The organism is Streptomyces sp. NPDC001816 (genome assembly GCF_042892235.1).
Taxonomy (GTDB): Bacteria; Actinomycetota; Actinomycetes; order Streptomycetales; family Streptomycetaceae; genus Streptomyces.
In genome coordinates, this window is sequence record NZ_JBIATY010000002.1 from 87,554 (window position 1) to 108,847 (window position 21,294).

Below are 21,294 nucleotides of genomic sequence, written 5' to 3' on the forward strand. Positions count from 1 at the left end.
GCGGGAGAAGACGTTCGCCGACCAGCAGGCGGACGGGCGGGGTCGGGAGAGGTGCTCCTTCCGGCCCCGTCTGGTTTTCCGCCGGCGCCCTCACCCACGCCGTTCAACAAGCCCACACCCACTCTCCGGCCACCCGTCACGCGTACGCCAACCGGCGTCGGAAGAACAGGACCGGCAGAGCGGACCGCCGCTCCGCCGCTCCTGCCGACCCGGCCCGTGACCATGGAGAGAGCCATGACCGGCGTCACCACGCTCGACCGTCCTCCGCAGCCCGCGGCACCCACCCGCTACACCGTCACCCTCGCCCGTGACGAGGCCGACGTCCGTGCCGCGCAGCGGCTGCGGCACGACGTCTTCGCCGGAGAGATGGGCGCCCTGCTGACCACCTCACAGCCGGGCCTCGACGTCGACCCGTTCGACGCGTACTGCGACCACCTGCTCGTGCGCGACACCGTGACCGGGCAGGTCGTCGGCACCTACCGGCTGCTGCCGCCGGAGCGCGCAGCGGTCGCCGGCCGGCTCTACTCGGAGGGCGAGTTCGACCTCGCCCCGCTCGACGGGATCCGGCCCGGCCTGGTCGAGGTCGGCCGCTCCTGCGTGCACCCCGACCACCGGGACGGCACGGTCATCGGCCTGATCTGGGCCGGGATAGCCCGGTACATGGTCGACCGGGGCCACGAGTGGCTGGCGGGCTGCTGCTCCGTGCCGCTCGCCGACGGCGGCGCGCTGGCCACGGCCACCTGGGAGCGGGTGCGCGCCAAGCACCTGGCGCCCGAGGAGTTCCGGGTACAGCCCCTGCTGCCGTGGGTCCCGAACGCCGAGGTTCCGGCCGACCGCGTGGAACTGCCCGCCCTGCTGCGCGGCTACGTCCGGCTCGGCGCCTGGGTGTGCGGGGAGCCCGCGCACGACCCGGACTTCGGGGTCGCCGACCTGTACGTGCTGCTGTCGATGCGCCGGGTCAACCCGCGCTATCTGAAGCACTTCCTCTCCCTCGTGCCGGCCTGATGAGCGTCTGGCTGCCCAGCGCGCCCTGCACCCCGGGCGCCTGCGTGGAGCCGGCCGCACCCGCAGCGGCCGTACCCCGGGCCGTGCTGCGGCTCACCGCGGTCACCGCCTTGGTGCTGGCCGGGATCGTGCTGTCCCCGCTCGGCGGGAGGATCCCCGCCGAGTGGGTCAGGCGGTGGTGCCGGTCGATCGTGCGGGCCATCGGGGTCCGGGTCCGCTTCACCGGCACCGCCGCACCGGACGGCGGTCTGCTGCTGGTCGCCAACCACGTTTCGTGGCTCGACATCCCGCTGCTGGCCGCCGTACGCCCCGCCCGGATGCTCGCCAAGACCGAGATCCGTGACTGGCCCGTGGCGGGGGCGGTGGTCGCGCGCGGCGGTGCGGTGTTCATCGAGCGCGACCGGCTGCGCGCGCTGCCCGACACGGTCGCCCGGATCGCGCGCGTCCTGCGGGAGGGCGCGGCCGTGGTCGCCTTTCCCGAGGGCAGCACCTGGTGCGGGCGGGCGCACGGCCGTTTCCACCGGGCCGTCTTCCAGGCCGCGCTGGACGCGGGCGTGCCCGTGCAGCCGGTCCGGCTGCGCTACCGCCAGGACGGGGGAGGGGCCGCGAGCACCGCGGCCGCGTTCGTCGGCGAGGACACCCTGCTCGCCTCCCTGTGGCGGGTCGCCCGCGCGCGGGGCCTGGTGGCCGAGGTGGACATCCGGCCGGTGATACCGCCCGGCGCCCAGCCCGACCGCCGCTCCCTCGCCCGCGCCGCCCAGCCGGTCCCCTCCGAGGCCGCCTGGACCCATGTGGTCCTGCTGGAGCCGAAGGCCGCCCCGAGTCAGGGCATGACCCGGGCCAGGTAGGGCGCCGTGGCGCTGCCCGCCGCCCGCGCCACCCGCTGCGGCGGTCCGGCCGCCACGATGCGCCCGCCCCGGTCGCCGCCGCCCGGCCCGAGGTCGATCACCCAGTCCGCCTCGGCGACCACGGTCATGTCGTGCTCGACCACGACCACCGTGTGCCCGGCGTCGACCAGCCCGTGCAGCCGGTCCATCAGCACCTCGACGTCGGCCGGGTGCAGACCGGTCGTCGGCTCGTCCAGCAGGTAGAGGGTGTGGGCACGGCGGCCGCGCTGCAGCTCGCTCGCCAGCTTGATCCGCTGGGCCTCCCCGCCGGACAGCTCGGTGGCGGGCTGGCCCAGACGCAGATAGCCGAGGCCCACGTCGAGCAGCGAGCCCAGGCTGCGGGCAGCCCCCGGGGTGTCCGCGAAGAACTCGGCCGCGTCCTCGACGGTCAGGTCCAGGACCTCGGCGATGCTCCGTCCCCGGTACGCCACCCGCAGGGTCTCGGGGTTGTAGCGGGCGCCCGCGCAGTCCGGGCAGGGCGCGTACGTGCTCGGCAGGAACAGCAGCTCGACGCTGACGAACCCCTCGCCCTGGCAGGTCTCGCAGCGCCCCCCAGCCACGTTGAAGGAGAACCGCCCGACGCCGTAGCCGCGCTCCCGCGCCCCGTCGGTGGCGGCGAACACCTTCCGTACGACGTCGAACAGGCCGGTGTAGGTGGCCAGGTTGGAGCGCGGAGTACGCCCGATCGGCCGCTGGTCCACCCGGACCAGACGGCCGACCCCGGCCAGGTCCTGAGTCAGCTCGCCGATGAGCGTGGACTTCCCGGAGCCGGACACACCGGTGACGGCGGTGAACGCGCTCAGCGGGAACTCGGCCGTCACCCCGCGCAGGTTGTGCCGGGTCACGGGACCCACCTTCAGCCAGCCGCGCGGCTCGCGGACCTCACGCGCCGGACCCGGGGCCTCGTCGAAGAGGTAGCGGGCCGTGGCGGACTCCTCGACCGAGGCCAGCTCGGCCACCGGGCCGCTGTACAGCACCTGTCCGCCGTGTTCGCCCGCGCCGGGACCCACGTCCACCAGCCAGTCCGCGCCGCGCACCACCTCCAGGTGGTGTTCGACCACGAACACCGAGTTCCCGGCCGTCTTGAGCCGGTCCAGCACCGCGAGCAGCGCCTCGGTGTCCGCCGGGTGCAGTCCGGCCGACGGCTCGTCCAGCACGTACACCACGCCGAACAGTCCGGAGCGCAACTGGGTGGCCAGCCGCAGCCGTTGCAGCTCGCCCGCGGACAGGGTGGGGGTGGCCCGGTCCAGGCTCAGATAGCCGAGGCCCAGCTCGACCACCGGCGCGATCCGGGACTTCAGGTCGTCGGTGAGGACCCGGGCCGTCTCGGTGCCGCCGTCGAGCAGTCCGGCCAGGTCGGTCAGGGGCAGTGCGGCCAGCTCGGCGATGGTCCGGCCGCCGAAGGTCACCGCCAGCGCCTCGGGCCGCAGCCTGCTGCCCCCGCACACCGGGCAGGGCGCACTGGTCAGGAAGCGCTCCGCCTTCGCCCGCAGGGTCGGGGACTTGGTGTCGGAGAACGTCTTCATGACGTACCGGCGGGCGCTCATGTACGTGCCCTGGTACGGCCGTTGGATCCGGTCGGCGTCCCGGACCGGGTGGACGGTGATGACCGGCTGCTCGTCCGTGAAGAGGATCCAGTCCCGCTGCTCGGCGGGGAGTTCGCGCCAGGGCCGGTCCACGTCGTACCCGAGCGTGTCGAGGATGTCGCGCAGGTTCTTGCCCTGCCAGGCCCCGGGCCACGCGGCGATCGCGCCCTCGCGGATCGACAGCGAGGAGTCGGGCACCAGCAACTCCTCGGTGGTGCGGTGCACTTGGCCCAGGCCGTGGCACTCCGGGCAGGCACCGGCCGCCGTGTTCGGGGAGAACGCGTCCGAGTCGAGCCGCTCGGCGCCGGGCGGATGGTCACCGGCGCGCGAGTACAGCATGCGCAGGGAGTTGGAGAGGTTGGTGACCGTGCCCACGGAGGAGCGGGAGGTGGGGGCCGAGCGGCGCTGCTGGAGGGAGACCGCCGGCGGCAGCCCGGTGATCTCGCCGACCTTGGGCGCCCCGACCTGGTGGATCAGCCGGCGCGCGTACGGCGCGACCGACTCGAAGTAGCGTCGCTGCGCCTCGGCGTACACGGTGCCGAACGCCAGGGACGACTTCCCCGAGCCGGACACGCCGGTGAACACGGCCAGTACGTCCCGCGGGATGTCCACGTCGACACCCTTGAGGTTGTGCTCGCGGGCACCGCGGACACGGACGTAGGGGTCGTACGGATCATGAGGGCTGTGCATCGGGGGACACTCCGTACGGGCCTGCCGGGGCGGGGACAAACCCCGCGATTCTAGCCCGCCGGGTCCCGGCTACGGATGCGGAGGGGTGTCCCGCTCCTGGCTTCCGAGCTCGTCCTTCAGCTTCTGCTGGGCCGTGTCGACCTGGGACTTGTACTTGTCCTGGGTCTTCTCGTCGACGTAGTCGCCGCCCTTGTCGATGCCCTTGTTCGCCACGTCCTCGTGGCCCTTGAGCATGCCCTTGATCTTGTCCAGCATGGACATGGCATCCCTCCTGGGGGATAGACGGTCCGTCTTCCAGGGTCACCGGCCGGGGCACGGCTCGCATCTCGGCGGGCGGGGGCGCGCGGAGCGAGAGCGCGGCGTATGAGCCCGCCGGAGAGGCGCAAGTGCACGGGTATCCCTTATGTGCGAGTTTGGGGGGTACGGACGCCTGCCGCCGCAGAAAGGCCTGCCCCTCATGAGCACTCCCGGTTTCGGATTCGGACGCAGCCCGTTCGAGGAGTTCGACGAGCTGATGTCCCGGTTCTTCGGCAGCGGCGGCCCGGCCGCCTCCGCCCGCCGGCCGCAGCGCGTCGACATCGGCAGCCTGCTGTCCGAACGGGCCCGGGACCTGGTGGCCGAGGCCAGGGACATCGCCGCGATCGAGGGCAGCGAGGAACTCGACGCCCGGCACCTGCTGGCCGCCGCCACCCACAACGAGTCCACCCGGCGCCTGCTCGCCGAGGCCGGCGCCGACCCCGACCGCATCCGGGAGCGGCTCAGCACCGGCGCGAACGGCGGCGAGAAGACCGAGCCGAACACCCTCACCCCGGCCGCCAAGCGCGCCCTGCTCGACGCCTACCAGATCTCCCGCGCCGAGGGCGACTCCTACATCGGCCCCGGTCACATCCTGCGCGCACTCGCCGCGAACCCGGAGTCCGTGGCCGGGCAGACGCTCGGCGAGGGCGGCTGGGAGCCGGCCAGGCTGCCCACCGAGGGCACCGCCGAGCGGAAGAAGCCCAGCACCACCCCGACCGTGGACGAGTACGGCCGCGACCTCACCGAGGACGCCCGCCAGGGCCGCCTCGACCCGGTGATCGGACGCGAGGAGGAGGTCGAGCAGACCATCGAGGTCCTCTCCCGGCGCAGCAAGAACAACCCCGTCCTGATCGGCGACCCCGGCGTCGGCAAGACGGCCGTGGTCGAGGGCATCGCCCAGCGCATCGTCGCCGGGGACGTGCCGAAGACCCTCGAAGGCAAGCGGCTGGTCTCGCTTGACCTCGCCGGGATGGTGGCCGGCACCAAGTACCGGGGCGAGTTCGAGGAGCGGCTGAAGAAGCTGCTGGAGGAGGTCCGCGAGCACGCCGACGAACTGGTGCTGTTCCTTGACGAGCTGCACACCGTCGTCGGTGCCGGAGGCGGCGGCGAGGGCGCCATGGACGCGGGCAACATGCTCAAACCCGCCCTGGCCCGCGGCGAGTTGCATCTGATCGGCGCGACGACCGTGGACGAGTACCGCAGGCACATCGAGAAGGACGCCGCCCTGGAGCGCCGCTTCGCGCCCATCCTGGTCGGCGAGCCCAGTGTGGACGACACCATCGAGATCCTGCGCGGCCTGCGCGACCGGTACGAGGCCCACCACCAGGTCCGCATCACCGACGAGGCGGTCGTGGCCGCTGCCGAGCTGTCCGACCGGTACATCACCTCCCGCTTCCTGCCCGACAAGGCCATCGACCTGATGGACCAGGCCGCAGCCCGCGTCCGGCTGCGCGCCAAGACCCCCCTGGCCGACACCCGGGAGGTCGAGGACCGCATCGCCGCCCTGAACCGGGAGAAGGACCAGGCCGTCGCCGACGAGGAGTACGAGCGCGCCAAGGACCTGCGCGACCGGATCAAGGAAGCCGAGGCCGAGCTGGCCGCCGGGGGCAAGGCGGAGGAGCACGTCCCCAAGGTCACCGCCGAGGACATCGCCCAGGTCGTCTCCCGCACCACCGGCATCCCCGTCTCCCAGCTCACCGAGGAGGAGCGGGAACGGCTGCTGAAGCTGGAGGAGCACCTGCACGAGCGGGTCGTCGGCCAGGACGAGGCGATCACCGCCGTGGCCCGCGCGGTACGCCGCGCCCGCGCCGGCATGAGCGATCCCAACCGGCCCATCGGCAGCTTCCTGTTCCTCGGCCCGACCGGCGTCGGCAAGACCGAGCTGGCCCGCGCCCTCGCCGCCGCCCTCTTCGGCGACGAGAGCCGCATGATCCGCCTCGACATGAGCGAGTTCCAGGAGCGGCACACCGTCTCCCGCCTGGTCGGGGCGCCTCCCGGATACGTCGGCCACGAGGAGGCCGGCCAGCTCACCGAGGCGGTGCGCAGACAGCCGTACACCGTGCTGCTGCTGGACGAGGTGGAGAAGGCCCACCCGGACGTCTTCAACACCCTGCTGCAGCTCCTGGACGACGGCCGGCTCACCGACTCCCAGGGCCGCACGGTCGACTTCAAGAACACCGTCGTCATCATGACGTCGAACATCGGCGCCGACCGCATCCTGGCCGCCGGCACCGAGGACTACACCAAGGTCCGCGACGCCGTCATGCCCGCCCTCCAGCAGCACTTCCGGCCCGAGTTCCTCAACCGCATCGACGAGATCATCGTCTTCCGCGGCCTGGACCGCACCCAGCTGCGCCAGATCGTCGACCTGCTGCTGGAGCACACCCGGCGCCGGCTGCACGCCCAGGACGTCACGATGGAGGTCACTGACGCGGCGGCCGAACTCCTCTCGAACATCGGCTACCAGCCCGACTTCGGCGCCCGCCCGCTGCGCCGCACCATCCAGCGCGAGGTGGACGACCGCCTCGCCGACATGCTGCTGTCCGGGCAACTCCAACCGGGCGACCGCGCCGTGGTGGACGCGGCGGACGGCTCCATCCTGATGCGCGCGGACAGGCCGGCCGACATGCAGGGCTGAGCCGCTCAGCCGAGGGGTGCGAAGAGGGCGGCGAGGCGCCGGTAGGAGTCCAGCAGCGCCGTACGGTCGTACGAGCTGGTCGTGACCAGGACCTCGTCCGCGCCCGTCTCCTTCAGCACCGTCTCCAGCTCGTGCGCGACCTGGTCCCCGGTGCCGGCGAGGTGACCGGCGAGACCGGACTCGTAGAAGTCCCGCTCCTTCGCGGTCATCGCGCGGGCCTCGATCTCCTCGGCCGGGGCCAGGGGCGGGAAGCTGCCGTGGGTCCGCGCGTGCGCCATGGCCCAGGCCTCCGGTACCAGCAGCCGCCGCGCGGCCTCCGCGGTGCCGGCGACCGCGACCGTACCGGAGATCACCACATACGGATCGGACGCCCACGGGGAGGGGCGGAACCGGGCGCGGTACTCGTCGATGCCGCGCAGCATCTTCTCGCGGCCCCGCAGGTCACCGGTGACCATCGGCAGGCCGGCGCGGGCCGCGATGCGCGCGCCCTCGCCCATGGCCAGCACGAACGGCGGCACCCGCAGGCCCTCCGCCGGGCGGGCGTGCACCCCGGTCGGCGAGGTGCCCTCGAACCAGCCGAGCAGTTCGCCGAGTTGCGCCCCGAAGTCCTCGGCGTCGTCCTTGTCCCGCCCGAGGGCCTTGCGCACTCCGCCGGTGAAGCCCACGGAACGGCCGAGCCCCATGTCGATCCGGCCCGGGAAGAGCGACTCCAGCACGCCGAACTGCTCGGCCACCACAAGAGGTTGGTGGTTGGGCAGCATGACCCCGCCGGTGCCCACCCGGATCGTGCGGGTCGCTGCGGCCACGGCGGCGGCGAGCACGGTCGGCGCCGACCCGGCGACCCCGGGCACGCCGTGGTGCTCGGACACCCAGAACCGGTGATAGCCGAGCACCTCCGCCTCCCGCGCCAGCGCGACCGTGTCCCGCAGCGCCTCGCCGGGCGGCCGGCCCGCACGGGTGCGGGAACGGTCGAGGACGGAGAAGCGGGTCGCGGCGGTCACGGAACTCATACGAGGTTCAACACCCTGGAGCCCGCAGGATTCCTCACGGCGCGATGTTGTGGTTCAGCCGGAACAGGTTGCCCGGGTCGTAGCGCCGCTTCAGCTCCACCAGACGGGCGTGGCTGTAGCCGCCCCCGGCCGAGTACGGCTCCAACGCCCGGTGGAAGGCGCGCGCCCACCCCTTCTGGGCCTCGCAGTCCGCCCGGGTGGTCAGGGTCGGGCTGAGCGCGGTCGAGAAGCAGGCGTCCCGGTAGGCGAACGCGGTGTCCTGCGGCCCGATCCGGTGGCAGGCGCCGTCGACCGGGAAGATCACTGTCGCGCTAGGCCGTGCGTGCAGGCGTAAGCCGTCGCCGCGGCCCGCGAGGACACGTCGAGCTTGGCGAAGATGTTGCTGAGGTGCCGGTCGACGGTGTGCTCGCTGATCACCAGTTCCGCGGCGATGGCCCGGTTCGTGCGGCCCGCCGCTACCAGCCGCAGCACCTGGATCTCGCGCTCGGTGAGCCCGCTCGGCGGCTCCTCGCGCAGGCCGGCGAGGAGGGCTGCCGCCCGGCGGGCATCCGGTGCGGCGCCCAGCTCCTCGAAGGCCTGCCGGGCCGCCCGCAGCTCCATCCGGGCGCCCTCGCCGTCCCCGGCACTCCGGTCGGCGGCGGCCAGGAGCATCCGCACCTGGGCCGCCTCGTACGGCACCCCCAGCCCCAGCCAGACGGCCAGTGCCCGGTGCAGCAGGGGCAGCGCGCGGTCGAGGTCACGCTCCGCGAAGGCCACCGCTGCGCCGGCCGCCGCGGCACTCGCGTGCAGCAGGGTCGCCGCCGAGCCGCACCGCAGCTGCCACTCCAGGGCCAGGGCGTCCAGCTCCTCGGCCGCCGCGCGGGCCTCGTCGAGCCGGCCGAGCGCGAGGCAGACCTCCACCTGGGCGGTGAGCAGCCGGCACCGCTCGACCCGGCCCGTCCCGTCCCCGGCGACGGCCAGCCGCAGTCCCGCGGCCGAGGCCTCGCCCCTGCCCTGCGCCAGCCGCAGCAGAGCGAGGCCCGGCTGCGGGTCGCGGCCCAGCTCGTGCGCGCGCTCGTAAGCCTCCTCGGCCGCGGCCGTCTCGCCGCGCCGACGCCGGATCTCTCCGGTCAGGTAGCAGGCCTCGGCCGCCAACCGCCGCTCGTGGGGCAGCAGTTCCTCGCAGGTCCGGACGGCCTCGGTCAGCGCCAGGGGCCAGCGGCCGCGCAGCTCCAGCACCTGCACCCGGTGCACCCGGCACAGCCCCCGGAAGTTGTTCTCCGCCGGCATCGAAGCGCACCACCGGATGGCCGCCTCGGTCCACTCCGCGGCGCGTTCGAGGTCGGCGCAGGCCATGCACTGCTGCAGGCCCAGACAGTAGATCCAGCCGGTGAAGAAGGCGCTCAGCTCGCCCGCCACGGCCGAGCACATCGCCTCGTCGAGAAGGTCGAGCCCGGCGGCGACCCGGCCCCGGGCCACCAGGACGCCGGCCTGCGCCTGGACGCTCATGGCGTACAGGTCGGCGCTGCCGCAGCGGCGCGCGATCGCCGCCATGCGCCGGGCCGAGGCCATCGCCTCGTCGAACGCGCCGCGCTCCTGCGCCTGCTCCGTGTCCGTCCAGACGAGGAAGCACTGCTCGGCGCACTCGGGCTCGGCGCGCAGATGCCGCCGGGCCCGGCGCAGCCAGCGGGTGGCCATGGCCGTGCGGCCCGCCAGGTGGTGCTCGTAGAAGAGCAGCCACGCCATGAATCCGGCCTGCCGGTCGGCGCCGGCCGCCACGTACCCGGCGTAGGCCCGCATCCGCTGGGCGACGGACTCCTCGACCCGGCTCGTCCACCAGGCGGCGTCGCCGAGCGCGGCCCAGTCGTCTGGGGTGAGATCAGCAGGGTCCAAGCCGTGCAGCAGCCGGTACGCGTCGGCCCACGCCTCCCGGGCCACGGCGTCCCGTGCCCGTCGCAGCGCGTCCGGCGTCGTCGTCGCGCCGGCCGTCCGACCACTCACACGCGGCTCCCTTCTCGCTCCTGGCGAGCAGGACCGCCCCCTCATACGGTAGTCCGGCCCGGCCCTCGGGGCGCAGCAGGCCGGCTCGCCTGCGGCCGGCCGCGCCGGTCACCGGCCCGACCGCGTCCGTGCGCCTCGTGGGGCCTCGATCATCTGCAGCTCCAGGGCGAGCGGCGGCTCGGCCAGCCCGGGCCCGCCCGTCCGCGCCCACTCGGCGATCTCGGCCGTGCAGTCGTCGTCCAGGGCGAACCCGATCCACACCGGCTTGCCGCCCGCCCCCCGCCCCTCGGCCGAGGGGCGTACGACCACGACGTTCGCCTGGTCGCACGGCCCCAGGCAGTCGGTCGTGCGCACCGCGAAGCCGCCCTCGGCCGCGGCGGCCCGCAAACGGTCCAGCTGGCCGTCGTGATCGGTACCGGGGTGCTTGGCCGGGTTGCCGCAGCAGCAGCCCCGGCAGACGACGAGGGTGGGAACAGAAGGCATGGGAGAAGCATGCGGCCCGCGCTCCCGGGGAGTTGACGCAGGGGTGGCTGGTCGAAAAAAAGTTACGCGCCGCTGTCGATCCGCCCCTGTCCCGTTCGACGTGATGGTGTGGGGCACCTCGCCACACGATGACGCGACCGGACTTGATGAGGAAACACACGGATCAACTGCTGAGAGTCATGAACTTCAACGTCTCGGCCTCGACGTCTACTTCACGCGAGACTTCGCACGCAACATCGGAGCCGAGATCATGGGCCGCAACAAGTTCGGGCCCCAGCGCGGGCCCTGGCACGACCACGAGTGGCGCGGCTGGTGGGGCGACGAGCCACCGTTCCGCACGCCGGTGTTCGTCATGACCCACCACAAGCGGCCTTCGTTCACGCTCTCCGACACCACCTTCCACTTCGTCGACGGCGACCCGGCCACGGTCCTCGAACGGGCGCGGGAGGCGGCGCAGGGCAGGGACGTTCGCCTCGGTGGCGGGGTCACCACCATCAGGGAGTTCCTTGAAGCCGACCTCGTCGACACCATGCATGTGGCGGTCTCGCCGGTGACGCTCGGGTCCGGACTACGGCTCTGGGAGTCACCCCATGAGCTGCTCGACCGGTTCCACCTGGAGGTCGTGCCCAGCCCGAGCGGCGTGACGCACCACCTGTTCTGGCGAAGGTGACGCGAGGGCCCACCCTGTGCGATCACCGCACTAGGGTGGCCCCGTGACAGACAGCAGTGCGCGCCCGGTTGCCGTGTTCGACCTGGACAACACCCTTGCCGACACCGCCCATCGGCAGCACTTCCTTCAGGCCCGGCCGCGGAACTGGGCCGGGTTCTTCGCGGCCGCGCCCCAGGATCCGCCGCTCGCCGAGGGCGTGACGCTCGTCCTGGAGCAGGCTCGCGAGTGCGAGATCGTATACCTCACGGGGCGGCCCGAGCGATGCCGGCGCGACACGCTCGACTGGCTCGCCGACCAGGCGCTGCCCGAGGGGCGCCTCCACATGCGGAGCAACGCCGACCGCAGGCCCGCCCGGTTCACCAAGCTGGAGATCCTGCGCCGGCTCGCCCGCGACCGCGAGATACGGTTCCTCGTCGATGACGACGAGCTGGTGTGCGACGACGCCGAGCGCGCCGGGTTCGCCGTCGTACGGGCCCGCTGGGCCGCGAAGTCCGCCGCGCTGGAGGACGCCCAGGAGCGTGAGGGCCGGACCTGAGGGCCGGAGACCTGAGGGCCGGACCTGTGCTGGTCCTGGGGGACTACTCCCCGTCCTCGATGCGGAAGCCCACCTTCAGACCGACCTGCCAGTGCGCGATCTGTCCGTCCTCGATCTGCCCCCTGACCTGCGTCACCTCGAACCAGTCCAGGTTGCGCACGGTCTGGGCCGCCCGGGCGATGCCGTTGCGGATGGCCTTGTCGACGCCCTCGGGGGAGGTGCCGACGATCTCCGAGACCCGGTAGGTGTGGTTGGTCATGCGGTGCTCCTCGTTGTGCCGCCGTGACGGGTGTGTCACGCGTCACTCCACGGTGCCGTATGCGGGCGCGGAGCGCGAGGCGTCGCGGCCGTACCCCCGGTAGCCCTTGACCGCAGCATTGGTCCATACCAAAATCCAGACACCCGTGCGAGCCCCGGCTCGTCCCCCCACGTCGGGCCCCTTCCCCTGTCCGTCAGACAGAACAGGACCCCTCGTGAGACGTCGTCGTCTGCTCGCCCTCCTCTGTGTCACCGGCTCCCTCGCCAGCGGCTGCGGCGTCCTCCCGGGCGGCCAGGACCGGCACACCGTCACCGTGTGGCTGATGAAGGACAGTGCCTCGAAGGAGTTCCTGCGGCGCTTCACCGAGGACTTCGAGCGCACCCACAAGGACCTGCGCCTCGACATCCGCATCCAGGAGTGGACCGGCATCGTCGAGAAGGTCCAGAAGGCCCTCAGGAGCGACGGGAAGGACGGTCCCGACGTCATCGAGGTGGGCAACACCCAGGTCCCGCTGTACGTCGACGACGGCCGGCTCGCCGACCTGACGCTGGAGTCGATGCGCGACTGGGGCAAGGAGCGCTGGCTGCCCGGTCTCGCCGAGCCCGGCAAGGACGGCAACAAGCAGTACGGCGTGCCCTGGTACGCGGCCAACCGGGTCGTCATCTACCGCAAGGACCTCTTCGAACAGGCCGGCATCACCGCCCCGCCGAAGACCCGCGACGAGTGGCTCACCGACACCCGGAAGCTCAACTCGGGTGGCAACCAGGGGATCTACCTGGCCGGACAGGACTGGTACACCCTCTCCGGCTTCATCTGGGACGAGGGCGGCGAGCTGGCCGAGCAGAAGGACTACGAGTGGCGCGGCACCCTGGACACCCCGGCAGCCCTGCGCGGCATGGACTTCTACCGGCGGCTCCAGGCGCTCGGCGAGGGACCCGTGGACGCGGACGAGGAACACCCGCCCCAGGCAGGGGTGTTCGCGGGTGGCAAGGTCGCGCAGATCATCGCCGTACCGGGGCTCGCCCAGTCGATCGTGCAGCAGAACCCCGGGCTCAAGGACAAGCTCGGCTTCTTCCCGGTGCCCGGCAGGACCGCCGCCCGGCCCGGCACGGTCTTCACCGGCGGCTCCGACCTCGTCGTCCCGCGCAACACCGACGACCAGTTCGCCGCGACCGCCGTCGTCGGGGCGCTCACCGGCGCCAAGTGGGACACCGAACTCGCCCGCACCATGAACTACGTGCCCAACAAGACCACCCTGGCGGGCGCGGTCGCGGGGGAGGAGGGGGTCGCCGCCATGGCGGCGGGCGCCGCACACGGCCGGGCGACCCCCAACAGCCCGCAGTGGGCCGCGGTCGAGGCCGACAACCCGATCAAGGCCTACATGACCAAGGTGCTCGGCGGGGCCGACCCGGCGAGCGAGGCACGCCGGGCCGGCCGGAAGATCACCGAAGCCCTCGCTCCGAACCTGGGCTGACCTACCGCGCCACGCTGAGCGACAGCGCGAAGCGGCCCTCGGTGTCCGTCCACCAGTGGGTCAACTCCAGGCCCGCCGCATCGAGTTCGGCACTCACGCCCTCCTTGCGGAACTTCGCCGACACCTCGGTGCGCAGTTCCTCGCCCGCCGCGAAGTCCACGGCGAGATCCAGCGCGGGCACCTTCACGGTCTGCGCGGTGCGCGAGCGCAGCCGCATCTCGATCCACTCCTGCTCGGTGTCCCACAGCGCCACATGGTCGAAGGCGTCCGGGTCGAAGTCGGCGCCCAGCTCCCGGTTCATGACGGCCATGACGTTCTTGTTGAACGCGGCCGTCACCCCGGCCGCGTCGTCGTACGCCCGGACCAGCACCTGCTCGTCCTTGACCAGGTCCGTGCCGAGCAGCAGCCCGTCGCCCGGCGCGAGCAGGGCGTGCACCGAGGCCAGGAACTTCGCCCGTTCGGCGGGCAGCAGGTTGCCGATCGTGCCGCCGAGGAACGCCACCAGCCGGGGCCCGGGCGTCTCGGGCAACGCCAGCGGGGCGGTGAAGTCGGCGATCAGCGCGTGCACGTCGAGTCCGGGACGCTCCTCGATGAGCGCCTGCCCGGCCTGGGTGAGGGCGCTCTCGCTGACGTCGACGGGGACGTACGCCGCCAGCGAGGTGAGCGCGTCGATCAGATAGCGGGTCTTCTCCGAGGAGCCGGAGCCCAGCTCGACCAGGGTGCGCGCGCCGCTCGCGGCGGCTATCTCGCCGGACCGGGCGACGAGGATCTCGCGCTCGGCCCGCGTCGGGTAGTACTCGGGCAGCTCCGTGATCTGCTCGAACAGCTCGCTGCCGCGGGCGTCGTAGAACCACTTGGGCGGCAGCGTCTTGGGGTCGACCGTGAGGCCGGCGAGGACGTCCGCGCGCAGCGCGGCGTCCGTCGCGTCCTCGGGGAGAGTGCGGGTGACGTGCAGGGGACTCACGTACAGGGCTCCTTCGGTGGTACGGATGCCGGGTCCTCGATCGGGGCGAGCAGCACGCCGGTGCGGCTCGCCGTGAGCACGGTGCGGTCGGGGACCTCCTGCCAGAGCGGGTCGTCGTCGTACGGTTCGGAGGCGACGACCGTGCCGGTGCCGGGCTCCGTGCGGTACCAGAGGCTGTCGCCCCAGGCGGTGGCGGTGATGGTGGTGCCGTCGGTGAGCAGCAGGTTCAGCCGGGAGGCGGGGGCCGCCTCGGCCAGCTCGCGAACCGCCCCGCCGAGGGCGTCGGCGGGGTCGTCACCGAGCCGCAGCCGGTGCAGCACCAGCGCCCAGACGAATGCCGAGTCGGTGCGTGCCTCCAGCGACAGCAGTTCGACCGGGGGCAGGGCGGACACCAGCGGTGCCGCCGAGTCCGGCCAGCCGGCGATCGCGCCGTTGTGGCTGAACAGCCACCGGTCGGCGGCGAAGGGCGCGGCCGCGGCCTCGCCGTCCGCGCCCGCGCGGGTCGCGTCGCGTACGGCGGCCAGCACGGCACCGGCGCGCACGACCCGGGCCAGGTCGGTGAAGGACAGGTCCGCCCAGATCGGCCCGGACCGCCGGTAGCGGGCCGGGACCGGATCGCCGGGGGCGTACCAACCCACCCCGAAACCATCGGCGTTGACCGTCCCGAACCGCTGCCGCCGGGGCGCCCACGACTGCCGGAACAGGCTGTGCGGGGGCTCCACGAGGAGTCGGCCGAGCCGCTCCTCGGGCCCCAGGTAGGCCAGATGACGGCACATCAGACAGCCTCCGAGCGGGCGGTGCGGAACCCGGAGAAGATCTGCCGCCGGATCGGGTAGTCCCAGTTGCGGAACGTGCCCCGGCAGGCCACCGGGTCCACGGCGAACGAACCGCCGCGCAGCACCTTGTACTCGGGCCCGAAGAACACCTCCGAGTACTCCTTGTACGGGAACGCCTGGAAGCCCGGGTACGGCAGGAAGTCGCTCGCCGTCCACTCCCACACGTCCCCGATCAACTGCCGTACGCCGAGCGGGGACTCACCGGCCGGGTAGCTGCCGGCGGGGGCGGGCCTGAGGTACCGCTGGCCCAGGTTGGCGTGCTCGGGCGCCGGGTCGGCGTCGCCCCACGGGTAGCGGGTGGAGCGGCCGGTGGCCGGGTCGTACCGGGCGGCCTTCTCCCACTCGGCCTCGGTGGGCAGCCGGCGCCCGGCCCAGCGGGCGTAGGCGTCCGCCTCGTACCAGCACACGTGCAGCACCGGCTCGTCGGCCGGCACGACCTCGGTGATCCCGAAGCGGCGCCTGAGCCACTGGCCGCCGTCGCGGCGCCAGAACAGCGGCGCGGTGAGGGAGTGCTGCCGGATGTGCGCCCAGCCCTCGGGCGTCCACCAGCGCTCGGTTTCGTACCCGCCGTCCTCGATGAACGCCTGGTACGCCGCGTTCGTCACCGGGGTCGTGTCGATCCAGTACGGCGCCAGGTCCACCGGATGCGCCGGGCGTTCGTTGTCCAGCGCCCACGGTTCGGTGGAGGTGCCCATGGTGAACGGGCCGCCGGGGATGAGGACTTCGGCCGGGCCCGGGAACAGCGGCGCCGGTTCGGGGTCGGGGGCGGTCAGGGCCTGCGGGCCCTTGCGGAGCTGATGGGTGATCAGCATGGTTTCGTCGTGCTGCTGTTCGTGCTGCGCGATCATCCCGAAGGCGAACCCGGCCTCGGTCAGCCGGCTGCCGTGGAAGTCCGCCGCTCCCAGCAGGTCCAGGGCCCGGCCGCGCACCTCGGACGCATAGCTGCGGGCCTCGGCGGGCGGCAGCAGTGGCAGCGAAGGCCGCTCGGCGCGCGGGTGCTCGAAGGCGTCGTACAGGCCGTCGATCTCGGGCCGCATCGCGTCCCGGCCGCCGACCGCCCGCAGCAGCCACAGCTCCTCCTGGTTGCCGATGTGGGCGAGGTCCCACACCAGCGGCGACATCAGCGGGGAGTGCTGCGCGGTGAGGTCGGGGTCCTCGACGCAGCTGGTCAGCAGCGTGGTGCGGGCGCGGGCGGTGATGAGGGAGGCGAGCGCACGCTCGCGCAGCGCCTCGGTGTCCGGCTCGGTGGCCGTGACCTCGGTCTCCGGGGCGGTCATGTGCGGATGTCCTTCCTCCCGTGGGCACGACGGTCCGTGTCGCGCAGGCGGTCCAGCAGGTCGTCGGCCGGACAGCGGCCCCGGGCGACGTAGCGGTGGAGATGGGCCGCCACGGCGTCCATCACCGCGGGTGTGGCACCGAGCCGGGGCAGGGCTTCGAGCGCCGCCGTGAAACAGGCGACGGCGGCCTCGCGCAGCTCGGGGTCGGCGAGCCCGTGCCGGGCCGCGTCGGTCCACAGCGGATTGTGCGGGGCGGGCAGGTTCAGCGTCCGCTCCGCCAGGGGTTTCACCGCCCGGTGCGCGGCCTCGGTGGCCTCCGGGTCGTCGAACAGGGCCGCCGTCACCGCGAGCGGCACGATCCAGCCGTCCTCGCCGGGCTGCGCGTCGATCATGCGCAGCTCCAGGTGGCCGCGGGGCCGGACCGGCGGGAACAGCGTGGTGAGGTGATAGTCGAGATCCGCCCGGGTGGGCGGCCGGGGTGTCCGCGAGCGGGTCCACTTGCGGAAGGTCAGGCCCTCGGGTAGCTCCCACGGACCGCCGTCGCGGCGGACGCACATCACCGGGGCGTCCAGCACATGCCGGGTCCAGGCGTCCCGCGGGGCGCCGTCCGGCGGGGGCCCGCCCGCCCGGCCGGCCACGCCGATCTCCATCCACAGCAGCTGCCGGGTGGACCGCCAGCCCGTGGGCTGCCGGCCGATCAGCGGGGAGTTCGCGAACGCGGCCACCAGGACCGCGCCCAGCAGGTGCGCCAGCCGCCAGCGCCGCTCGTGCCCGAGCAGCCCGGGCTCCTCGTAGCCGGCGTCCACACACACCTGGACGGAGGCCGAGGTGCACATCATGTGCCGGCCGGCCGTGCCGGTGCGGTCGAGGCAGGCCTCCATGGCGTCGTAGCGCGGTTCGTGCAGGAACCGGCGGGGTGGGTGCCAGGGGTCGTGGCCGACGCCGACGAGTCCCAGATCGTCCTCGGCGAGGACCGCGCGGACCGTGTCCAGGTCGGCCGAGACGGTGTCTACGCACTCCATCAGGGAGGTGGCGGGCGGTGAACTCAGCTCCAGCTGGCCGCCGGGTTCGATCGTCAGCGGCGACTTCAGGGGCACGGTCCGCAGGGTGGCGTAGGCCGCTTCGAGTCGTTCGGGTGTCACCGGGAGCTGCGGCTGCCGCAGCTCGTGTACGAGCCATTCCACTTCGACCCCGAGCGTGCGGGGCGGGCCCGTCTTGAAACAGATGCCTCGGACGAGAGCTTCGACCTCGGCCTCGGTGACGGCTGTGCGGTGCTCCGTACAGTCGCCACCATCGGATATTGAGTCGGACATGTCGGGATCCTCCTGCGATTCCACCATGTCACCGGCCCGGCGTTCGGTGAGCCGGGCAGGCACTCGTCCCACCCAAGACCCTCGCAACGATTCGCACAAGGGTGCCCATCGGGACGTTCGGGATCGGTAATCTCCGTTTTCTTGGGCGATTCCAGGCCATTCCTGGACCCGGAAACTCCGTTGCACCGCATCACCAGCATCACCCAGGATGCCTGCATGAGCACGACGGGGGAGGCCGCGCGGGCCGCGGTCATGGCGCCCACGGGGGTGGCGCCGTGAGCGCGCGCCTGCGGGGCATCGCCACGGAGACCGAGCAGATCGTGGCGTCAGGGAGGTACCGCCTGCCAGGCGGCCGGGAGGTCTGCGTCGCGGCGGCGATCGAGGCCGCCAGGGCGGGCACGCGGATGTACGGCCCCGGGCCGGTGTCGGTGTCCGTGACGGCGGATGCGGAGACGTTGTTCCAGGTCACGGGCGAGAGCAGCCTCGAAGCCGCCCGTCGGCTCGCCGACGCCCCGGTGGCGGTGCTGAACTTCGCCTCGGCCCGCAATCCCGGCGGCGGCTATCTGAACGGCGCCCAGGCCCAGGAGGAGGCCGTGTGCCGCGCCTCCGCCCTGTACACCTGCCTGCTGGAGGCCCGGGAGTACTACGACCACCACCGCGCCCACCGCGACCCGCTCTACACGGACCGGGTGATCCACACCCCCGCCGTCCCGGTGTTCCGCGACGACCGGGGCCGCCTGCTGCCGGAGCCGTACCTGGCGGGCTTCCTGACCGCCGCCGCCCCCAACGCGGGCGTCGTACGGCGTACGGCACCGGAGCGCGTCGGCGAACTCCCGGCCGCCCTGACCCGGCGGGCCGAGCGAGTCCTGGAGACCGCCGCCGCCCACGGATACCGGCGGCTGGTGCTGGGCGCCTGGGGGTGCGGTGTCTTCCAGAACGACCCGGCGCAGGTCGCGGGCGCCTTCCGTACGCTGCTCGGGCCTGGCGGTCGGTTCGCTCGGGCGTTCGAGCATGTGGTGTTCGGCGTCCTGGACCGTACGCCGGGAGCGACGGTCCGGGAGGCCTTCGTACAGGCGTTTCCGCAGCCCTAGAGGGCGTCAGGTCCAGCCGTACCGCTCGTGGAGCCGCCGGCGGACCAGGTCGAACCTCATCCGGTCTATCGCGCACGCCTCCCGGCGCATGCCCTCCTCGTGCAGCCGCAGCACCCGGTCCACGTCCACCCACGAGTCGCGGCCCGACCGGTCCCACGGCCCGCTGCCGATGGCCACCCACTCCCGGTCGCCGTCGTGCCGCTTGCTGGACAGCTGGACCGCGAGGAAGGTGCCCGCCGCCTCCCGGGCCACGACCAGCACCGGGCGGTCCTTGCCCCGGCCGTCGTTCTCCTCGAACGGCACCCAGGTCCACACGATCTCGCCCGGATCGGGGTCGCCGTCATGGGCGGGGGAGTACTCGGTGCGCACCTTGCCGACCTCGCGCGGGTCGGCCTCGGTGGTGGCGGAGGGGCCGTGGCGGCCGGGGGTGTCTTCGTCGGTAAAGGCAGTCACGGGGGCACCTTAGGGCGTGCGTCGAGGAGTTGGGCAACCGCCCTCCGGTTGTGGTCCGTGACCGTCACCGGCCGGAGCTGTCAGGCCGACGCGGCCGGCCCGGGCCCCGGATCGCCGGTCTCCTTCGGGATGGTCCGCCAGGTCCGGGCCGTCGGCACGCCACGCCGGTGCAGATCCAGCAGGGCCGGGCGGGTGCGCGCCCACAGTTCGCGGATGATCTGCCCCTGGATGTCGGCCAGTTCGAGCGGCATCCGCACCCGGTCGGCATCGGCCATCTGCGGCAGGACCGCGCGGAGGCGCTGCTTGCGCAGGTCGGACGGCGGGTGGGAGCCCAGTTGACGGGTGCGCTCGTCGCCCGTCTGCAGCAGAGCGACGGCGCGGTCCATCACGTCCAGGGCGTCGAAGAACAGACTGATGCCCAGGAACCCCACCCACAGGTCGCGGTTGTCGTACTCGATCCCCGCGTTGAGGGAGAGGACCATGCCGATCAGGTCGGCGTCGAACTCCTGCCCCCACGAGTGCACCAGCACCTCGGCCTCCTCGACCGGCAGCACCCCCTTGCGCCGGACCGCGGAGTTCAGGTGGCCGCTGATGATGTGGGCGTACTCGTGGCCCAGGACGAAGTACTCGAGGCCGTCACGCAGCATCCCGGCGAGGTTGAACGGGCCCGGCGGCAGCAGGTGGTGGCCGGCGTCGCCGATCCGGCCCGAGACGGCGTAGGCCACGACGATGTCCGTGAAGCGCTCGGCGACCTCGGGCACGGTCTCGATCCGCTCGACCGCGGCGGCCAGGTTCCACTGGACGTCGATCAGGCCCTCGGTGGCGGCCGGTCCGTAGGGGAGGGCCCAGGCGACCGCCTTGCTGAGTTTGGAGGCGAAGAGCGGCATCTGGTCCTCGACGAGCACCAGATGGGCGCCGTGGCGGCCCGGCACGCGCAGGCTCACCGCGTTGAGCTGTCCGGTTCGCAGGTGGCTGATGAGCGGGCGCATCGCCGCGAAGTCCAGGCCTTCGCCCTGTATCCGGTCCCTGGCCGTTCGCTCGATGTGGTCCTGCATCCCGGCGAACATCTCGGCGAAGACGTCGTCCTGGTTCCGCAGGTTGCGGGCGGCCTCCTGCTCCACCCGCGCTCGTACCCGAGGGTCCTTGCCCTGCTCGGCGTTGAAGCTGTCGCGCAGGAGCCGTTCGGTCAGGTCCCGAACGGCGGCTCCGGTTCCCGGCGGCCGCTCGGAAATGCCCTGTTCGGCCTGGGCCTGCGCCCTGAGCAGGTCGAGGAAGTCCCGCGCCTCCTGCTGCCGCCCCCGCTCCATGTCCCCGCTCATGCGTCACCGCCCGGCGTCGGCCGCCCGGCCGCGGGCCGGACCTCCACGTCGGCGCCGAACCTCGCCGTGACGGCCGCCGTGACCTGCGCGGTGCCGCTCCCGTCGGCGGAGAGGAGGTTCGGCAGCGCGGAGATCACCTTGCCGAACATGCCGTCCGGCTCCCTGACCTCCACGGTCACCGTGCCGTCGGCCGCGAGGACGACCACCGTTCCGTAGACCACGTCCGGGGTGCGGTAGATCGCCCGCGGCGCGCCCGGTCTGAGGTCGATCACCTGGCCGCCCTTGCGCTGTTCCAGCGTGTGCTGCAGGGCGCCGACGGCGGTCGCCGCGCCCATCAGGACCAGGGTGACGGTGGTGACGGGTTCGATGCCGCGCCGCGGGACCTCCTGCAGTTCTACGCCGTGGGCGGCCGCCAGCTCATGCACGGCGGGCAGCTCCGCCGGGTCGAGAACGACGAGGGCCTGCGCCCGAGCTGACTCCGACACCTGAACTCCCTTTTGTCCGACGGTCTTTCACGCCAGAAGCAT

20 protein-coding genes and 1 pseudogene are annotated in these 21,294 nt (G+C 72.9%); 7 read left to right on the forward strand and 14 right to left on the reverse strand.

Annotated elements, in window-relative coordinates:
* Positions 1–234 precede the first annotated feature (234 nt).
* A complete protein-coding gene (locus ACFYZZ_RS06045) occupies positions 235–1,005 on the forward strand; it encodes a GNAT family N-acetyltransferase (RefSeq protein WP_389172186.1) in 771 nt (256 codons plus the stop codon).
* The gene (locus ACFYZZ_RS06050; RefSeq protein ID WP_389172187.1) at positions 1,005–1,853 is read left to right on the forward strand and encodes a lysophospholipid acyltransferase family protein; all 849 of its coding nucleotides are present in this window, start codon (positions 1,005–1,007) and stop codon (positions 1,851–1,853) included. Before ACFYZZ_RS06045 ends, ACFYZZ_RS06050 begins: the two co-directional genes overlap by 1 nt.
* Here the strand turns inward: ACFYZZ_RS06050 and ACFYZZ_RS06055 are convergent.
* Together ACFYZZ_RS06055 and ACFYZZ_RS06060 are read right to left on the reverse strand one after the other, a co-directional pair.
* Positions 1,829–4,168: an ATP-binding cassette domain-containing protein gene (locus ACFYZZ_RS06055; RefSeq protein WP_389172189.1), complete on the reverse strand. Its 2,340-nt coding sequence runs from the start codon at positions 4,166–4,168 to the stop codon at positions 1,829–1,831. The two genes, ACFYZZ_RS06050 and ACFYZZ_RS06055, sit on opposite strands and share 25 nt — an antisense overlap.
* 69 nt (positions 4,169–4,237) lie before the next feature.
* On the reverse strand, positions 4,238–4,429 hold the full coding sequence (locus tag ACFYZZ_RS06060; RefSeq protein ID WP_389172191.1) for an antitoxin: 192 nt from the start codon (positions 4,427–4,429) through the stop codon (positions 4,238–4,240).
* Positions 4,430–4,625: 196 nt separating this feature from the next.
* Between ACFYZZ_RS06060 and ACFYZZ_RS06065 the strand changes: the two genes are divergently transcribed.
* Positions 4,626–7,103 (forward strand): ATP-dependent Clp protease ATP-binding subunit, encoded by a 2,478-nt coding sequence (locus ACFYZZ_RS06065; RefSeq protein ID WP_389172193.1) that lies wholly within the window; start codon positions 4,626–4,628, stop codon positions 7,101–7,103.
* Positions 7,104–7,108: 5 nt separating this feature from the next.
* On the opposite strand, the gene ACFYZZ_RS06070 is transcribed toward ACFYZZ_RS06065, so the two are convergent.
* The 4 genes from ACFYZZ_RS06070 to ACFYZZ_RS06085 all read right to left on the reverse strand — a co-directional run bounded on the left by ACFYZZ_RS06070 (position 7,109) and on the right by ACFYZZ_RS06085 (position 10,576).
* Complete coding sequence (locus tag ACFYZZ_RS06070; protein ID WP_389172195.1) at positions 7,109–8,113, reverse strand: LLM class flavin-dependent oxidoreductase; 1,005 nt, start codon at positions 8,111–8,113, stop codon at positions 7,109–7,111.
* A 34-nt stretch (positions 8,114–8,147) separates the two neighbouring features.
* The gene (locus ACFYZZ_RS06075; protein WP_389172197.1) at positions 8,148–8,417 is read right to left on the reverse strand and encodes a BBE domain-containing protein; all 270 of its coding nucleotides are present in this window, start codon (positions 8,415–8,417) and stop codon (positions 8,148–8,150) included.
* On the reverse strand, positions 8,414–10,093 hold the full coding sequence (locus ACFYZZ_RS06080) for a LuxR C-terminal-related transcriptional regulator (protein WP_389172199.1): 1,680 nt from the start codon (positions 10,091–10,093) through the stop codon (positions 8,414–8,416). Before ACFYZZ_RS06080 ends, ACFYZZ_RS06075 begins: the two co-directional genes overlap by 4 nt.
* A 108-nt stretch (positions 10,094–10,201) precedes the next feature.
* Entirely contained in the window at positions 10,202–10,576 is a 375-nt protein-coding gene (locus tag ACFYZZ_RS06085) for a (2Fe-2S) ferredoxin domain-containing protein (RefSeq protein WP_389172201.1), read from the reverse strand.
* 196 nt (positions 10,577–10,772) lie between these two features.
* Between ACFYZZ_RS06085 and ACFYZZ_RS06090 the strand changes: the two are divergent.
* Both ACFYZZ_RS06090 and ACFYZZ_RS06095 read left to right on the forward strand, forming a co-directional pair.
* Positions 10,773–11,246 (forward strand): annotated as a pseudogene (locus ACFYZZ_RS06090) (dihydrofolate reductase family protein); the annotation flags it as partial.
* A 43-nt stretch (positions 11,247–11,289) separates the two neighbouring features.
* On the forward strand, positions 11,290–11,781 hold the full coding sequence (locus ACFYZZ_RS06095) for a hypothetical protein (RefSeq protein ID WP_389172202.1): 492 nt from the start codon (positions 11,290–11,292) through the stop codon (positions 11,779–11,781).
* 43 nt (positions 11,782–11,824) lie between these two features.
* On the opposite strand, the gene ACFYZZ_RS06100 is transcribed toward ACFYZZ_RS06095, so the two are convergent.
* Positions 11,825–12,040 carry a dodecin gene (locus tag ACFYZZ_RS06100; RefSeq protein ID WP_389172204.1) on the reverse strand — a complete coding sequence of 72 codons (216 nt, stop codon included), beginning with the start codon at positions 12,038–12,040 and terminating at the stop codon, positions 11,825–11,827.
* Between the two features lie 214 nt (positions 12,041–12,254).
* Here ACFYZZ_RS06100 and ACFYZZ_RS06105 point away from each other — a divergent pair, with 214 nt between their 5' ends.
* Positions 12,255–13,514, forward strand: coding sequence for an extracellular solute-binding protein (locus ACFYZZ_RS06105; RefSeq protein WP_389172206.1), 1,260 nt, complete (start codon positions 12,255–12,257; stop codon positions 13,512–13,514).
* 1 nt (position 13,515) lies between these two features.
* Here the strand turns inward: ACFYZZ_RS06105 and egtD are convergent, their stop codons facing one another.
* From egtD to egtA, 4 genes are read right to left on the reverse strand one after another with little or no spacing between them, the layout of a single operon-like run.
* The gene (gene egtD / locus ACFYZZ_RS06110) at positions 13,516–14,478 is read right to left on the reverse strand and encodes an L-histidine N(alpha)-methyltransferase (protein WP_389172208.1); all 963 of its coding nucleotides are present in this window, start codon (positions 14,476–14,478) and stop codon (positions 13,516–13,518) included.
* A complete protein-coding gene (egtC, locus tag ACFYZZ_RS06115; protein ID WP_389172210.1) occupies positions 14,475–15,254 on the reverse strand; it encodes an ergothioneine biosynthesis protein EgtC in 780 nt (259 codons plus the stop codon). The genes egtD and egtC overlap by 4 nt, the downstream gene beginning before the upstream one ends.
* Positions 15,254–16,591, reverse strand: a complete 1,338-nt coding sequence (gene egtB, locus ACFYZZ_RS06120; protein WP_389172211.1) for an ergothioneine biosynthesis protein EgtB — start codon at positions 16,589–16,591, stop codon at positions 15,254–15,256. The genes egtC and egtB overlap by 1 nt, the downstream gene beginning before the upstream one ends.
* Entirely contained in the window at positions 16,588–17,904 is a 1,317-nt protein-coding gene (gene egtA, locus ACFYZZ_RS06125; RefSeq protein ID WP_389172212.1) for an ergothioneine biosynthesis glutamate--cysteine ligase EgtA, read from the reverse strand. The genes egtB and egtA overlap by 4 nt, the downstream gene beginning before the upstream one ends.
* A gap of 275 nt (positions 17,905–18,179) precedes the next feature.
* On the opposite strand from egtA, the gene ACFYZZ_RS06130 reads away from it, so the two are divergent.
* Entirely contained in the window at positions 18,180–18,995 is an 816-nt protein-coding gene (locus tag ACFYZZ_RS06130) for a TIGR02452 family protein (protein WP_389172214.1), read from the forward strand.
* Positions 18,996–19,001: 6 nt separating this feature from the next.
* Here the strand turns inward: ACFYZZ_RS06130 and ACFYZZ_RS06135 are convergent, their stop codons facing one another.
* The 3 genes from ACFYZZ_RS06135 to ACFYZZ_RS06145 form a co-directional block, all read right to left on the reverse strand.
* A complete protein-coding gene (locus ACFYZZ_RS06135; protein WP_389172216.1) occupies positions 19,002–19,448 on the reverse strand; it encodes a type II toxin-antitoxin system PemK/MazF family toxin in 447 nt (148 codons plus the stop codon).
* 80 nt (positions 19,449–19,528) lie between these two features.
* Entirely contained in the window at positions 19,529–20,767 is a 1,239-nt protein-coding gene (locus ACFYZZ_RS06140; protein WP_389172218.1) for a hypothetical protein, read from the reverse strand.
* A complete protein-coding gene (locus ACFYZZ_RS06145) occupies positions 20,764–21,252 on the reverse strand; it encodes a hypothetical protein (RefSeq protein ID WP_389172220.1) in 489 nt (162 codons plus the stop codon). Before ACFYZZ_RS06145 ends, ACFYZZ_RS06140 begins: the two co-directional genes overlap by 4 nt.
* Positions 21,253–21,294: the final 42 nt, after the last annotated feature.